We start from the raw sequence: 13,997 nt of genomic DNA on the forward strand, positions 1-13,997 counted from the left end.
AGCTCAGCGGGTCGCGTCGGCGAGGTGACGTGCGTCGTGGCTCAGCACCTTGACGATGATGCCGTGGCGACGCAGCTCCTTGGCGGTGCGAGCACCCTCCTCGGCGTCGCGCCCCAGAGCGTTGATGTTCGCCACGACGAGAACGTCTCCGGTCTTCAGCGTGCCGATCAGGCGCGACAGTCGATCGCTCCAGCTCTCGAGGATGTCGGGAGCGGGGTGACGGAACCCCTCGATCGGCACCCCGAACCGGGTGAGGTCGTCGCGCTGCTCGACCACCGACGGCATGCCCTCGCGGGAGACGACGAGTCCGACCAGGCGTGACCCGTCGGGGCGCGCGAGCCAGAAGTCGCGGTTCTGCTGCAGTTCGGTGAAGCACTTGGGGCACTCCGCGGCCGCGTGCGGCAGATGCAGCGGACTCGTCAGGGCCTCGTCGACGGATGCCGTCGCCTTCATGGGATCGATCGTCTCGCTCATCGCGCACCTCCGGCATCCATTCTGCCCTGATCGGAGCCGGCGCGGTGACCTTTCAGAGCATCCCGAGCGCGCGTACCGCTTCTCGTTCCTCTACGAGCTCGGCCACGGAGGCGTCGATGCGAGCCTGGGCCCATTCACTGATCTCGAGCCCTTCGACGATCTGCCACTCTCCGTCGATCGACCGCACCGGGAACGACGAGATCAGACCAGCAGGAACGCCGTACTCGCCGTGCGAGACGACCCCGGCAGAGGTCCAGTCGTCGGTGCGGTGCACCCAGTCGCGCACGTGCTCGATCGTGGCGTTCGCGGCAGACGCCACGGAAGACGAGCCGCGCACCCGGATGATCTCGGCCCCTCGCTTCGCGACACGAGGGATGAAGGTCTCATCGAGCCACGTGGGCACATCGCCGACGATGGCCTCGAGAGCCTTCGCGACCGGTTCTCCGGCCACTGTCGCGTGCGAGACGTCGGGGAACTGCGTCGCCGAGTGGTTGCCCCAGATGGGCACACGACGAATCGTGTCGACCGGCACTGCGAGCGTCTGAGCCAGCTGTGCCCTGGCGCGGTTCTCGTCGAGCCGGGTGAGAGCGGTGAATCGCTCTGCAGGGATGCCGTCTGCCGCGGCCGCGGCGATCAGCGCGTTCGTGTTCGCCGGGTTGCCCACCACGGTGACGCGCACGTCGGACGACGCGTGGGCCGCGATCGCGGCGCCCTGCGGGCCGAAGATGCCGGCGTTGGCCGCGAGCAGGTCTCCGCGTTCCATCCCGGGTCCTCGTGGACGAGCGCCGACCAGCAGAGCGAGGTCGCACCCGTCGAAGCCGACGGCGGGGTCGTCCGTGACCTCGACGTGCTCGAGCAGGCCGAAGGCGCCGTCCTGCAGCTCGAGGGCCGCTCCCTCGGCGGCGCCGAGCCCCTGGGGGATCTCCAGCAGCCGCAGTCGCACCTTCTCGTCGGGGCCGAGCATGTCTCCTGCGGCGATTCTGAACAGCAGTGCGTAGCCGATCTGTCCGCCCGCACCCGTGAGCGTGATGGTGGTCGTCATGACTCGAGCCTACGACCGTGAAGAGGCCGCCGTGCAGAGTACCCTCGTGGCATGACCTTCAACCCTGACGCTGATGTCTCCGGCAACACCGCCCGCCGACGCGGCCGCGGCGCCGTCGTCGCCGGAGCGGGCGGTGTCGGCCTGCTCGGCATCATCGCCCTGATCGCCGGACCACTGCTGGGCATCGACCTGACCGGCCTGCTGGGCGGCGGTGGCGGCACCGGCGGGGGCACCGAGCCTGCGGGCGGCAGCGTGATCGAGAACTGCCTCACCGGCGAGGACGCCAACGAGAACGTCGACTGCCGAGTGGCGGCCTCGCAGCTGGCGCTCGACGGCTACTGGGAGGACCACGTCGAGGGCTACCGCCCGCCGCAGCTCATCATCGTCGACGGAGCCACCTCGACCTCGTGCGGCACCGCGTCGAACGCGGTCGGCCCGTTCTACTGCCCGCCCGATGAGACGGTCTTCATCGATCCCACGTTCTTCGACCTCATGCAGCAGCAGTTCGGGGCATCCGCCGGCGATCTCGCTCAGCTCTACATCGTGGGTCACGAGTGGGGCCACCACATCCAGTACATCACCGACGTGATGAATCAGTATCCGAACAACGGCACCGGCCCGGACAGCAACGGGGTGCGCATCGAGCTGCAGGCCGACTGCTATGCGGGCGCCTGGATCGGGCAGATGACCCAGGAGAAGGACCCGGACGGTGTCCCCTACCTGTTGGAGCCGACCGAGGCGGAGATCACCGACGCGCTGAACGCCGCGAACACGGTCGGCGACGACAACATCCAGGAGCAGTCGTCCGGTTCGGTCAACCCCGAGAGCTTCACGCATGGCACCAGCGAGCAGCGGCAGGGGTGGTTCGCGAGCGGCTACAAGTACGGACTCGATGTGTGCGCCGACCCGCTCACGGCGGCGCCCGGAGAACTCTGACCATGGAACTCGACGCGCTGTATCCGCCCATCGAACCGTACGAGTCCGGTGAACTGCTCGTCGGCGACGGGCACCGCATGTACTGGGAGACCAGCGGCAACCCCGACGGCAAACCCGTGGTGTTCCTGCACGGCGGCCCCGGCAGCGGCACGTCGCCGTGGCAGCGTCGGTTCTTCGACCCTGAGGTGTATCGGATCGTGCTCCTCGACCAGCGCGGGTGCGGGCGCAGCACTCCGCACGCGAGCGCCCCCGATGTCGACCTCCGCTTCGTCACCACCGCGCACCTGATCGCCGACATCGAGCTGCTTCGCCGCAACCTCGGCGTCGAGCGGTGGCAGGTGTTCGGCGGGTCGTGGGGGAGTGCACTCGCGCTCGCCTACGCGCAGGCTCATCCGGATGCCGTCAGCGAGCTGATCCTGCGGGGCATCTTCACACTCCGTCGGGCAGAGCTGGAGTGGTTCTACGAGGGCGGCGCCGCCGCTCTGTTCCCCGATCTCTGGGAGGAGTACATCGCGCCCATCCCGGTGCTCGAGCGCTCGCACATGATCGAGGCCTATCACCGGCGTCTGTTCGACCCCGATCCGGCCGTGCACGAACCGGCGGCTGTCGCCTGGTCGCGGTGGGAAGCCTCGACGGTCACGTTGCGCCCGGATGCCGCGCAGATCGAGGCGATGTCCGACCCGCACACGGCGACCGCCTTCGCCCGCATCGAGAACCATTTCTTCGTGAACCGCGGATGGTGGACCGAGGGGCAGCTCATCGCCGGTGTCGACGGCATCCGTCACATCCCGACCGTCATCGTGCAGGGGCGTCACGACGTGTGCACTCCGATGATGACCGCCTGGGACCTGCATACCGCCTGGCCGGAGGCCGAGTTCGTCGTCGTCGACGATGCCGGACACTCGGCGACCGAGCCCGGCATCCAGCGCGCGCTGCGCGCCGCGACCGACCGCTTCGCCGGCTGAGCCCGCGGCGGCCGGTCGCGCGTCAGGCGCGCAGCGCCGCGGTCAGGGTCTTCAGCAGCCCGATCGTGCCGCCGTGCGCACGGAACCGCGTGAGGCCCTCGCTCACCGCTGCGCCCGTCCGGGAGGAGACGAACCACGGCGGCTTGGGCAGGATGGTGAGGCGCCCGCCACCGTTGACGACCGGAAGAGAACGCGGGAACGGCCGGAAGGGTCCGCGGATCACCGAGCGCTCGACGCGATCGAGCAGGAGTGCGTTGTGGACGACGCCGATGCCGCTGCCGACGTCGGCGATCGTGCTGCCGGGGAACGCTCCCCAGGTCATGGTCGGGGTGATGAAGCCGAAGGCCGTCCAGCCGTTGATCGCGATCGAGCCATAGCGAAGGGCCGCGATCGCCCGGTCGAATCCCGCGCCCAGTGCCTTCTCGGTCGACGGGTCGATCAGCAGGTTCGCGCCGAGCGTGCCCTGCAGCCGGTCGTTCGCGTAGGCCACGGCCGCGTCGAGGAACTCCTGGCCGGTGCCCGCCACCGAGACGACGCCCAGCACCGGAGCGAAGTACTCGGTGCTCTGCAGCGCCGTCGCGTCGTCGCCGTCGGAGACCTCGACCAGCACACGATCGCCGAGCACGAGGGCGTCGGGGTACGCATCGGTCGCGAGGTGCATCCTCGAGGGCGAACCGGGGTACCAGATCGGCCGGTCCGGAGCGTTCGCGTAGGCGCGGCGCAGAGCGGCTCGGAAGTCGTCGGCCTGCGCCCAATCCGACGACATGATCACCACCTGGCCGGCGATGCAGTTGTGTCCGCTGTTCTGCAGACGCATCGTCGCGACGTGCTCCGCCTGATACGTGAGATCGGCGTCCGTCCACTCGCCCGGGACGATGATGATGGGCGAGACCCCGCCGAGCTCTGCCGTGATGGGCTTCTTCAGCAGCGGACGGTTCTCACGGCGCCGCCGCGTGGCCGCAGCCCCCGTGCCCCACACGATGGCGTCGAAGGTCGCGGCCGACCCCGTGATGTGCACGTGCACGAGGTCGGGGTGGCCGGTCAGGTAGGTGCCGACATCGGGCCCGCCGCGCGTGATGCGCAGCAGCCCAGGACCGATGAGCGGCGCGAGCGCTCGCTTGTAGACGGGCACGAGCGCGTCCTGCGTCGGATTGACCTTGAGCAGCGCCGTGCGATTGTGAGCGAGCAGTTCGTAGAGCACGTCGAGCACGGGGATCGAGGTGATGTTGCCGGCGCCGAGCACGAGTCCCACGCCCCCCGAGTCCGACGGGGTGCGCTGCGCGAGCCCTGCCGCGGCGCGCGCGCCATTGGGGGTGACGCCGGGTTCGAGCCAGACCTCTCCCGTGTAGCCGGAGAGCAGGAACCGGTCGATGCCGGTGAGGGGAAAGGCGTGCACGCGGGTGCGTCCGCCGGGAGCCCGGTCGATCGTGATCCCGTCCAGCGGGTTGGTGCCGTTCGCGAGGCGCGTGAGCGTCTCGATGTAGGCATCGAGGGCGCCGAGCACGCTGTAGGGTCCGCTGAGCCATTCCTCCCCGCGCAGCGGATGCCGGCCGTCGAGACCCTTCGACGCGGCTGCGGTGTCGGCCCAGTCCTCCGCAGCGGCGGCGACGCTCGCGCGCACGGCGCGCAGCAGGGTGACCCGCTGGGCGAGCGTCAGGGCCGACCACGTGCGGCTGCCGCCCTGAAGGTCGTCGATCGCGGCGTCGAGGCGATCGCGTTCGGCCTCTCCGAGCTCCGGGGTCTTCGTCGAAGCGGCGGGCGTTGTCGCAGAAGTCATCGGCGTCTCCTTCGGGCGGGATCCCAGCTTATGTCGCGCACTCCCGTCAGGCGTCGATGTCGGCGCGGCGCAGGCGGTAGCGGCGAAGCGTGAGCAGGCTCGCCGCCATCAGCAGGGCGGGCAGGATGCTGAATGCGAGCACGATGCCGGTGATCGCGGCGTCCGGCTGCTGCGTGGTCGTGCCCGCGACGCTCGAGACGTATCCCGTCGCGGCCAGCGTGAGGGAGACCGCGCTCGCTCCGAGCGCGAACCCGACGGTCTCTCCCGCCGTCCAGACGCCCGTGAAGGTGCCGGCCCGGCCTCTTCCGGTGCGGCGCTCGTCGTGTGAGATCACATCGGGCAGCATCGCCATCGGCAGCGACTGCAGCCCGGCATAGGCGATGCCGGCCACCGCGATCGAGCCGTACATCCAGGGGCCCGGCGTCCAGACGGCGAGGACGAGTGATGCGGCGGCGATCAGGAAGAGGATGCTCGCGAGAGCGAACGCCCGCTCCTTGCCCAGGCGCCGGGCGACGACCGTCCAGCCCGGCGTCGCGAGCAGGGCGGGCCCGACGAGCGCCAGGAACACGAGTGTCACGGCGTCTTCGGAGCGCAGCACCCATGTGGCGACGTACTGCGCGCCGGCGAGCATGGTCCCGGTCGCGAGCGCCTGCAGCACGAAGGTGCCGAGGAGGGCGCGGAACGGCTGACTGCGTCGTAGAGTGCGCACGCCGGCGGCATACTGCTCACGGAGTCCTGCCGGAGCGACCGCCGTGGGACGTTCGTCCGCGGCCATGTGATGGGCGGCGGCATCCGCTGTCCGTGACGCGATGAGCATGCCGACGCCGATGACCACGCCCGCCACCACGCCCATCAGCAGGTATCCCGCGACGGGGTCGGCGGTGGCGCCCCTCAGCTCGGGGCCGCCGGCGCCGAAGAGCAGGATGGCTGCGGTGAGCACGACGACGCGCCACCCGAGCAGCCGGGTGCGCTCGTCGTAGCCCGAGGTCAGTTCGGCGGGCAGTGCGACGTAGGGCACCTGGAACAGGCTGAAGGACGTCGCTGTGGCGAGGAACGCGAGGAGCACGCAGACGGCGCCGGCGGTCGGGCCCCAGGACGGGGGCACCGCGAAGGTGAGCGCGAAGAACACCGGAAGAGTGAGGCCGCCTGCGACCATGAATCCTCGACGCGAGCCGGTCCTCGCGTACTGACGGTCCGACGCGGCGCCGATCACCGGGTCGATGATGACGTCCCAGATCTTCGCCCCGGTGACGATGAGGCCGGCGGTGAGGGCGGCGACACCCAGATTGTCGGTGAGGAAGTACGTCAGAACCAGCCCGGGGAGGGTCGCGTACCCGCCTGTGCCGAGCGAGCCGATCGCGTAGAGGGCGACCGTGCGGGCGGACAGGCGGACGGAGGCTGCTTCGGGCCGAGCCGCGGTGCTCATCGCGCCAGTGTATCGGTGCGCGAAGAGCCTGCTTCAGGTCAGATGAGCGAGAGCTCCCGGAGCTTCGACTCGACGTCCGCGTTCGACGGCTCGACGTGGTGCGAGGAGTCGGGGTAGAGCACCACGGGGATGTTCATGCGGCCCGAGATCTCCTTCGCGATGTCGGCCGCCGAGGGGTCGGCGACGAGGTCGACATAGGTGTACTCCACGCCGAGGGAGTCGAGTTGCTTCTTGGTGCGGATGCAGTCGCGGCACCAGTCGGCGCCGAACACGGTGATCGCGGAGTCTGCGGGAGAAGTCATGCTTCCAGCGTAGAGCGCCCTGGCTGGGCGGGCGCCGAGCGGAGGGACGCCATCGATAGATCATTGCTCACTAAGGGTAGCCTTACCTATACTGAGGGCATGAACAGCGCGTGCGAGCATCTCGAAGACCCCGACTGGGAGAACATCGAGGGGGTCGTGCTCATCCGGCGACTCGACCGACGCCGGAGCCATCGCCGCCATCGCCGCACGGCTGCCCTGGGATGCCGAGGGGGTCATCCTCCTCGAGGCGGCCGCACGCATCCAGCTCCGCCACATCGACGTGCCCGAGGGGGTGTCCGTGCGCTGGCTGCTGCGCGGCGACGGCATCCGTCAGCATGCGAAAGGCGAACGCCTCGCGAATGCCGTGCACTCGTGGTGCATCGAGTGGACGTGCGCGGAGCCCGCGCTGCAGTGGACGGTCTGGCTCGGCGCGCATACGCCTCCGCACGTGGCGCGGATGGCACGCAGTCTGCTCGGCGTCGCGAACTGACGCCGCGGGCGCAGCGTCAGCAGTCAGCAGTCAGCGGTCAGCGGTCAGCGGGCCGGGACGCGGGCTCCGCGGGCCCGATTCAGCGGGTCGCGAGCGCCGGAGCGCCGACGGTCGCGCCGGCGCTGATCGCATCGAGCGCGCGGCGGAGCGACGAGCTCGACGTGTGCGCCGTGTACGGGAAGTACACGACCTCGACGCCCACCTCCGCGAACTCCCGCTCGAGCCGCAGGCCCTTGTCGGTGCCGCGCCAGTCGTCGCCCTTGAAGAAGTGCGTGAACTGCACGTCTCGCCACGAATCCATCTTCGACGGAGTGGTCTCGACGTAGACGTCGTCGACGAACGAGATGTGCCGGACGATCTCCGCCCGCTCAGCGGTCGGGATGACGGGCTCGATGCCCTTCACCTGCCGCAGCATCTCATCGCTGACGACACCGGCGACGAGGATGTCGCAGTGCTGCTTGGCGTGACGAAGAAGGTTGAGATGCCCGACGTGAAACAGGTCGAAAGCACCCACGGCATAGCCGATGCGCGTCCCCATGATCTCCCCAGATCAGTATTTCCCCAGAGGCGGATCCCCATCCGCCCAGCGACTCCCACAGCCGCATCCCGTCACTCTAGCAGGTCGTCGTTTCCTCATGCATAGGAACACATGGAACTATGGAGTCCGCAGTGCTGTCGGCACAGGGGAGGGGCGCACAGTGGGGACATCGGTCACCGTCATCGTGCCGACCTTCAACGAGCGCGAGAACGTCGCCGAGCTCGTCGCACGCACCGCCGTCGCGCTCGCCGGATACGACGCGGAGATCCTCTTCGTCGACGACAGCACCGACAGCACCGCCGCCGAGGTCGAGCGGGTGGCCGCCGACGCCCCGCTGCCGGTCAGGGTCATCCACCGCACGGACAACACCGGCGGACTCGGGGGAGCGGTCGCCGTGGGCCTCGAGGCCGCGGCATCCGATCTCTGCATCGTCATGGACGGCGACCTGCAGCATCCGCCCGAACTGCTTCCTGCACTGGTGCGCCGGCACGACGAAGGCGATGCCGATGTCGTGGCAGCCTCGCGCTACATCGGCGGGGGCGACATGAGCGGTCTGGGCACTGCCGTGCGGTTCGGAGTCTCTCGGTCGGCCACGTGGCTGACGCGAGCGATGTTCCCGATCCGTCTCGCGCGCAGCACCGATCCCATGACCGGCTTCTTCCTGGTCGACCGCTCGCGCCTCGACCTCTCCGCCCTCAGGCCGCAGGGCTTCAAGATCCTTCTCGAGATCCTCGCCCGCACCGATCTGCGCATCGCCGAGGTGCCGATGGAGTTCGGCGAGCGCCGCCACGGCACCTCCAAGGCGAGCCTGCGTCAGGGGGCGACCTTCGTCGCGCACCTGGCCAGACTGCGATTCGGCAAGATGTCGCTCTTCGCGATGATCGGTGTGATCGGGGCGGTCGCCAATCTCGGCATCATGTGGCTGCTGACGCTGGCCGGTGTGCCCTATATCTGGGCGGCGATCATCGGCGCCGAGGTCACCATCATCGGCAATTTCATCCTGCAGGAGCGATTCGTCTTCGCGGATATGCGCACGGATGCGCGAGGGTTGGGCGGTCGCTTCGCCGCGTCGTTCACCTTCAACAACGTCGAGGCAGCGCTGCGCATCCCGGTGATGGCATTGATGGTCGAGACCTGGCATATCTCGAGCGTCCTCGCGACGGGACTGTCGCTCATCGTCGCGTTCTTCGCGCGCTTCCTCTTCCACTCCCTGGTCGTATATGCGCCGAAACGGCGTGTGAAGGCGGACGCGACGACGGGCGAGCCGAAGCCGGACACCGCGACCGTGCGCATCATCCGGGCGATCGACGCCGAGGCGATGAAGCCCGGCGAGCTCTGAGGTCGTGTCGAGTCGGATCACTGTGCGGCGCGCCGGGTGCCCGCGGTAGACCCGAACTCGTGATCCGGTCGTGCGTGCGAGGATGTCTGGCGGGGAGGCGAGATGAAACGCAAGGCTCTGGGGGCCGTGATCGCGCAAGCGGCGCAGGCGGGAATGGGTCTGCTTCTGCAGATACTCGTCGCGCGACTGCTCGGGATCGACGAGTACGGGCGCTTCGCGATCCTGTACGGGGTCGTGATCGTCGCGACGGCCGTGGTGACGGGGCTCATCGGCGATTCACTCGTCGTGCTGGAGCGTTCGCAGCGTGCGATCCGGGCCGGTCTGCAGGCGATGCTGCTCATCACGTCGGCGGTGCTCGCGGCTGGTGCGTTCCTGACCGCCTGGCTGACGGGCTTCTCGGATGCGCTCGAAGCCGCGATCTTCGCGGTCGCCCTCGCCGCATTCGCCGTCGAGGAGATCGTGCGGCGGCTCCTTATCGCGCACATGTCGTTCGTGCGCACCGCCGCCACCGATGTCTCGGGCTTCCTCGTCGCGATCGCGATCATCCTCATTGTGAATGCGACCGGAACCCTCTCGCTGGGGGTGTTCCTCGCGGGCATCGCTGCGGGGCAGATCGTCGCGACAGTCATCGGCTGGTTGCTTGTGCCCCGCTCCGATCGACATCTCGTCGGACTCCGCGGTGCCGCGATCGCCCCTGTCTGGCGCTATGGCATGTGGCGGGGACTGCAGCAGGTGCTGCGCCCCAGCCTGTTCACGGTGCTGCGTCTGCTGGTGCTTGCGGGCGCCGGACTCACCGCGGTCGGCCTGCTCGAAGCTGCGCGCACGTACACATCGCCACTGATCCTGGTGATCGGTGGGCTCTCGTCGTTCCTGTTCGTGCGCTTCGCCGACCAGCACAGGGCAGGCGCGGGAGGCTCCGTCCGTGAGGCGGACCGCGTCGTGGGCTTCCTCCTGATCGGCACGGTCCTGATGAGCGTCGTCGCCGTGGCGCTGGTTCCCTGGGTGAGTCCGCTTCTCTTCGACGTCGAGGTCGATCCGCTCGCGGTGGTCGCCTGGCTCGCGTATGGGATGTCCGTCGCGATCGTCACCCCGTACGGCGCACTGGGAGCGGTCGGAGGCAAGCAGGTGGCGGTGTTCCTGATCCGCCTCTCGGACACCATCCTCGCGATCATCGCCGTGATCGTGATGCTCGCGTGGGGAGCGGAACCGTCGACTCTCCCGTTCGCGCTCGCGGTGGCCTCGATGCTCGGCGGTCTGGGGCTGCGGTGGCTCGTCGTCGCCGACGGTCGAACCGAGAGGCCGCCGCGGTAACAGGTGGCCGCGGGGCGAATGGTAGGTTTAGGCCCTGTCTTCGACTGAGGGGGTTGGCGATGGAAGATGTTCCTTACGGACGTATTCTGCGCGAGGGATGGGTGGTCATCGTCGTGCTCGCGGTGTTCGGGGCCGGCATGGGGTGGCTCGTGACCAAGATGCTTCCAGAGACCTATGCGGCGACGTCGACTCTCCTGCTGCGCGTCGACTCGACCGAGGCATCGCTGTTCGAGCGCAACCAGTTCAGCCTGGCGCGCATCAAGTCGTATCCGCCGCTGGTCGACAGTCCGGAGGTCATCGACGCCGTACGCGACGACCTCGACCTCGACGACGACGAGTACCCCGACCGCGACATCCGGCGAATGGTATCGGCCGAGAACACGGCTGACACCGTGCTGCTCGTGGTCCGCGCCGACGCGCCGACCGCCCAGCTCGCAACGGACATCGCCAATTCGGCCGCGACCCACCTGTCCGAGTTGATCGGTGAGACCGAGAACGACGAGGATGACGCGCGCTACACCGTGGCGCTCGATCAGGTGCTGCCGGCGGTCGCACCGCTTGCTCCGATCTCGCCGCAGGTGACGGCGATCACAGGGCTCGGCGGCATCGCGGGTCTCGCGCTCGGAGCGATCGTCGCCGTATACCGCACCACGACCAACCGGCGTCTGCGCACGATCTCGGATGTCCGACGCTCGTCCGGCCTTCCCGTCATCGGGCAGATACCGAGACGCAGCCGTCTGCGCCAGGACGCGAACTCCGGAGCGGCGGTCGCCTACGAGGAAGCGGCAGGAAACCTCGTCGCGCTCGCCGGAGGCGGCGTGCGCACACACGTGGTCGTCCCGGCCACAGACGACGCGATTGACGACGAGGCGATCACGGGGATGCTCGAGGCCCAGCGGCTGATCGGTGCGACCGCATGCGTCGTGGACACGAGAGAATCGCACGTGAAGGGCCACGGTCACACGCTCAACGAGGTGCTCGAGGGCGAGCCGATCTCGACCGATGAGGAGACCGACGCGGTCTTCGTCGCCGACGATCCCATCCCGCTCGAGAAGCTGGTCTCGGAGCTTCCCGGCATCATCGCGGCCATGCATGAGGCGTTCGACGTGGTGGTCGTCGTATGCGATCCCGGGGCCTCAGCGCTCATCGAGAAGCTGGTGGGTCCGGGGGCGGGTGTCATCATCAACGTGAAGCACAACTCCACGTCCGCGACCGATCTGGTGGCCGTCACGACGCGCCTGCGGGTCATGGGCGTGCGCCCGGTGGGCGTGGTGATGCTGCACACGGGTTCGAGGTCCCTCGGCTCGATCGCCGAGTCATGGCGGATCTCCGACCGTGATCCGGCTCAGGTTCTCGCGGGCGCCGGAGGCTCGCATGCCCGCTCTGACTGACACCCGTCGCCAACCCCGGCAGCAGTCCGCTCACCACCCGAGCACCGCGCGGGTGACGGCGGTGGGCGCTCTCTACGTGCTGATCATCGTCAGCGTGATCCCGTGGCGAAGCGCGACGATCTACTCCGGCGGTGCCGATGGTGTGGTGGTCGCCAAGGCGTTCATCGCTGTGCTCGCGTTCGCCGCCACCCTCGCCCTGGCCGCGCGGACGCGCGAGCGGGTCGCCGTAGGGATCGCCCCTGCATGTGTGATCGCCCTCGCTCTGCTGGTGAGTGTGCTGGGTTCGGTTCTCGCGGGCAACGACTCCGCGACGATCATCCTCGTCGGCAGGATGTTCCTGGTGATGGCCACGATCCTCTTCCTGCTCACGACAGTCCCCTGGGTGACGAGCATCGTGTGCCTCCTCGCAGCGATGGCCTCGGTGGCGGTCGTCGCCGCCGTCACGGGCCTGCCGAGCCTCGCGGCCAGTGGTCGCCTCGGTGGCGGCATCCCGGAGATCCATCCGAACGAGCTCGCGGGACTCGTGGCCGCGCCGATCATCGGACTGGTGATCCTGATGCTGCGCAACGGCGTGCGGGTGTGGCGCCTGCTCGCCGCGGTCGTCCTGGTGGGGATCGCCGTGGCCAGCGGATCGCGGACCGGGCTGCTCGCGATCGTCGTCGGAATCGGCGTCGCCGTTCTGGTCAACGGGATCCGCGACCGCAGCGTGCTCTATCTGCTTCTCGGAGCTCTCCCGCTCGGTTACGCCATCGGCTCGTTCACCGACGTGTTCGGCAGCCTGGCCACGAGAGCGGGTTCCAACGACACGTCCACCGCGCTCGACTCGCGCTTCGACGTGTGGAGGGTCGTGCTCGGCTGGGACTGGGGTGAATGGCAGAAGTGGATCGGCATCGGGCTCTCGGCCAAGAAGATCCCTGTCGACATCAAGTGGCGTGACGAGCAGGTGCTCGACAGCAGCTGGGCGTCGCTGCTCGCCCAGACCGGCCTCATCGGCACGGCGCTGATCGCGGCACTCATCGTGTGGTGCGTGGCGAGCGCGCTGATCTCGTCTCGGCGTCGGTGGCTCATCACGCCGTTGCTGACGCTCGTCATCATCCGCTCCGTCACCGAGAGCGGGCTGATCGACAGCGCTACGGCCTTCATCCTGTTCTTCGTGGTGGCCTCGCTGCTCACACATCGGTCGCGACATGCGGACGACCCCGTGGGACCCGAATACGATCGGGTCGACGGGCGCAGGTCGCACCACCTGAGTCTCACCTAGAATGTCGGTATATCCGTGTCATCGACGCGGAGAACCGGTGCGCGGAGGAGGGGACCAGTGTCTGAGTCGCTCAACGAGCCGCGTCGGCGGATGGGGTGGCGAGGATGGGCGATCGCCGGCGTGATCGCGGCGCTCCTCATCGGCGGAACGGTCTGGGGTGTGCTGGCGAACAGCGACTCCAGCGAGGGGAATCCCGGCGCTTCGGCATCCCCCGGCGCCACGGGCAGCCCGGGGCCGACACCGACGCCTCAGCCCACTGAGTTCGAGACGCCGTCGCCCGGCTCCACCGACGCGGTCGTCAAACCCGACGCGGGCGATGAGGTGCCGATCGACGAGCCGGCGCCGCCCGTGCAGGGCGTCGTCTCAGAGGTCACGGCGCTCGAGGCCATCACTGCCGGCAACGACATCCCGGGAGAGCCGAGCGGGCCGGCGATTCAGGTGACGGTGCGGCTGACGAACGAGTCGGACGAGGCTGTCGATACCGCAGGCGCGAACGTCACCCTCACGTATGGCGGTGACGACAGACTTCCGGCGGCCGGTCTCACGGGAGACGCTTCGTCGGTCTGGCCGGCATCGATCGCAGCGGGCGACAGCGCAGAAGCGATATTCCAGTTTGCAGTTCCCTCTTCTCCTGAGGGGGACCTGCGTGTTACCGTCGATATATTGGCCTCTGCGCCAAACGTCATCTTCGTAGGCCCACGACCCTAGGTCGTCAGCACCGAGCGACGTAATACTGGGGAATCAT

At 68.7% G+C, this 13,997-nt stretch carries 14 protein-coding genes; 8 read left to right on the forward strand and 6 right to left on the reverse strand.

Annotated features, from left to right (window positions below; translation table 11 throughout):
- Window positions 1–3: 3 nt before the first annotated feature.
- Both MRBLMI13_RS10900 and MRBLMI13_RS10905 read right to left on the reverse strand, forming a co-directional pair.
- The gene (locus tag MRBLMI13_RS10900) at window positions 4–474 is read right to left on the reverse strand and encodes a recombinase family protein (protein ID WP_052493032.1); all 471 of its coding nucleotides are present in this window, start codon (window positions 472–474) and stop codon (window positions 4–6) included.
- A gap of 52 nt (window positions 475–526) precedes the next feature.
- Window positions 527–1,516, reverse strand: coding sequence for a malate dehydrogenase (locus MRBLMI13_RS10905; protein ID WP_367822468.1), 990 nt, complete (start codon window positions 1,514–1,516; stop codon window positions 527–529).
- A gap of 51 nt (window positions 1,517–1,567) precedes the next feature.
- Between MRBLMI13_RS10905 and ypfJ the strand changes: the two genes are divergently transcribed.
- Together ypfJ and pip are read left to right on the forward strand one after the other, a co-directional pair.
- A complete protein-coding gene (ypfJ, locus tag MRBLMI13_RS10910) occupies window positions 1,568–2,452 on the forward strand; it encodes a KPN_02809 family neutral zinc metallopeptidase (protein WP_042542245.1) in 885 nt (294 codons plus the stop codon).
- Between the two features lie 2 nt (window positions 2,453–2,454).
- Window positions 2,455–3,417 carry a prolyl aminopeptidase gene (gene pip, locus MRBLMI13_RS10915; RefSeq protein WP_367822470.1) on the forward strand — a complete coding sequence of 321 codons (963 nt, stop codon included), beginning with the start codon at window positions 2,455–2,457 and terminating at the stop codon, window positions 3,415–3,417.
- A 22-nt stretch (window positions 3,418–3,439) separates the two neighbouring features.
- On the opposite strand, the gene MRBLMI13_RS10920 is transcribed toward pip, so the two are convergent.
- Genes MRBLMI13_RS10920 through MRBLMI13_RS10930 form a run of 3 tightly spaced genes read right to left on the reverse strand, consistent with a single transcriptional unit; the run spans window position 3,440 to window position 6,922 of the window.
- Window positions 3,440–5,194 carry an aldehyde dehydrogenase family protein gene (locus MRBLMI13_RS10920; protein ID WP_367822472.1) on the reverse strand — a complete coding sequence of 585 codons (1,755 nt, stop codon included), beginning with the start codon at window positions 5,192–5,194 and terminating at the stop codon, window positions 3,440–3,442.
- 46 nt (window positions 5,195–5,240) lie between these two features.
- Window positions 5,241–6,620: an MFS transporter gene (locus MRBLMI13_RS10925; RefSeq protein WP_367822474.1), complete on the reverse strand. Its 1,380-nt coding sequence runs from the start codon at window positions 6,618–6,620 to the stop codon at window positions 5,241–5,243.
- A 38-nt stretch (window positions 6,621–6,658) separates the two neighbouring features.
- On the reverse strand, window positions 6,659–6,922 hold the full coding sequence (locus MRBLMI13_RS10930; protein ID WP_042542249.1) for a glutaredoxin domain-containing protein: 264 nt from the start codon (window positions 6,920–6,922) through the stop codon (window positions 6,659–6,661).
- Between the two features lie 118 nt (window positions 6,923–7,040).
- On the opposite strand from MRBLMI13_RS10930, the gene MRBLMI13_RS10935 reads away from it, so the two are divergent.
- Complete coding sequence (locus MRBLMI13_RS10935; RefSeq protein WP_367823112.1) at window positions 7,041–7,412, forward strand: SIP domain-containing protein; 372 nt, start codon at window positions 7,041–7,043, stop codon at window positions 7,410–7,412.
- A gap of 79 nt (window positions 7,413–7,491) precedes the next feature.
- Here MRBLMI13_RS10935 and MRBLMI13_RS10940 read toward each other — a convergent pair whose 3' ends face one another.
- The gene (locus MRBLMI13_RS10940) at window positions 7,492–7,950 is read right to left on the reverse strand and encodes an adenylyltransferase/cytidyltransferase family protein (protein ID WP_042542251.1); all 459 of its coding nucleotides are present in this window, start codon (window positions 7,948–7,950) and stop codon (window positions 7,492–7,494) included.
- Window positions 7,951–8,047: 97 nt separating this feature from the next.
- On the opposite strand from MRBLMI13_RS10940, the gene MRBLMI13_RS10945 reads away from it, so the two are divergent.
- From MRBLMI13_RS10945 to MRBLMI13_RS10965, 5 genes are all read left to right on the forward strand, one after another.
- Complete coding sequence (locus tag MRBLMI13_RS10945) at window positions 8,048–9,289, forward strand: glycosyltransferase (protein WP_396654546.1); 1,242 nt, start codon at window positions 8,048–8,050, stop codon at window positions 9,287–9,289.
- A 102-nt stretch (window positions 9,290–9,391) separates the two neighbouring features.
- Window positions 9,392–10,600, forward strand: coding sequence for a lipopolysaccharide biosynthesis protein (locus tag MRBLMI13_RS10950; RefSeq protein WP_367822477.1), 1,209 nt, complete (start codon window positions 9,392–9,394; stop codon window positions 10,598–10,600).
- Between the two features lie 59 nt (window positions 10,601–10,659).
- Window positions 10,660–11,991: a YveK family protein gene (locus MRBLMI13_RS10955; RefSeq protein ID WP_367822479.1), complete on the forward strand. Its 1,332-nt coding sequence runs from the start codon at window positions 10,660–10,662 to the stop codon at window positions 11,989–11,991.
- Window positions 11,975–13,252 carry an O-antigen ligase family protein gene (locus tag MRBLMI13_RS10960; RefSeq protein ID WP_156145974.1) on the forward strand — a complete coding sequence of 426 codons (1,278 nt, stop codon included), beginning with the start codon at window positions 11,975–11,977 and terminating at the stop codon, window positions 13,250–13,252. The genes MRBLMI13_RS10955 and MRBLMI13_RS10960 overlap by 17 nt, the downstream gene beginning before the upstream one ends.
- A gap of 57 nt (window positions 13,253–13,309) precedes the next feature.
- Window positions 13,310–13,960, forward strand: a complete 651-nt coding sequence (locus tag MRBLMI13_RS10965; RefSeq protein ID WP_157550032.1) for a hypothetical protein — start codon at window positions 13,310–13,312, stop codon at window positions 13,958–13,960.
- The last annotated feature ends 37 nt before the right edge of the window (window positions 13,961–13,997 follow it).

The organism is Microbacterium sp. LMI13-1-1.1 (assembly GCF_040815625.1).
In the GTDB taxonomy this organism is placed as follows: domain Bacteria; phylum Actinomycetota; class Actinomycetes; order Actinomycetales; family Microbacteriaceae; genus Microbacterium; species Microbacterium forte.

Coding starts and splice junctions, on each gene's coding strand:
- MRBLMI13_RS10900 (WP_052493032.1), bottom strand. CDS start 474: ATGAGCGAGACGATCGATCCCATGAAGGCGACGGCATCCGTCGACGAG.
- MRBLMI13_RS10905 (WP_367822468.1), bottom strand. CDS start 1,516: ATGACGACCACCATCACGCTCACGGGTGCGGGCGGACAGATCGGCTAC.
- ypfJ (WP_042542245.1), top strand. CDS start 1,568: ATGACCTTCAACCCTGACGCTGATGTCTCCGGCAACACCGCCCGCCGA.
- pip (WP_367822470.1), top strand. CDS start 2,455: ATGGAACTCGACGCGCTGTATCCGCCCATCGAACCGTACGAGTCCGGT.
- MRBLMI13_RS10920 (WP_367822472.1), bottom strand. CDS start 5,194: ATGACTTCTGCGACAACGCCCGCCGCTTCGACGAAGACCCCGGAGCTC.
- MRBLMI13_RS10925 (WP_367822474.1), bottom strand. CDS start 6,620: ATGAGCACCGCGGCTCGGCCCGAAGCAGCCTCCGTCCGCCTGTCCGCC.
- MRBLMI13_RS10930 (WP_042542249.1), bottom strand. CDS start 6,922: ATGACTTCTCCCGCAGACTCCGCGATCACCGTGTTCGGCGCCGACTGG.
- MRBLMI13_RS10940 (WP_042542251.1), bottom strand. CDS start 7,950: ATGGGGACGCGCATCGGCTATGCCGTGGGTGCTTTCGACCTGTTTCAC.
- MRBLMI13_RS10945 (WP_396654546.1), top strand. CDS start 8,048: ATGCATAGGAACACATGGAACTATGGAGTCCGCAGTGCTGTCGGCACA.
- MRBLMI13_RS10950 (WP_367822477.1), top strand. CDS start 9,392: ATGAAACGCAAGGCTCTGGGGGCCGTGATCGCGCAAGCGGCGCAGGCG.
- MRBLMI13_RS10955 (WP_367822479.1), top strand. CDS start 10,660: ATGGAAGATGTTCCTTACGGACGTATTCTGCGCGAGGGATGGGTGGTC.
- MRBLMI13_RS10960 (WP_156145974.1), top strand. CDS start 11,975: ATGCCCGCTCTGACTGACACCCGTCGCCAACCCCGGCAGCAGTCCGCT.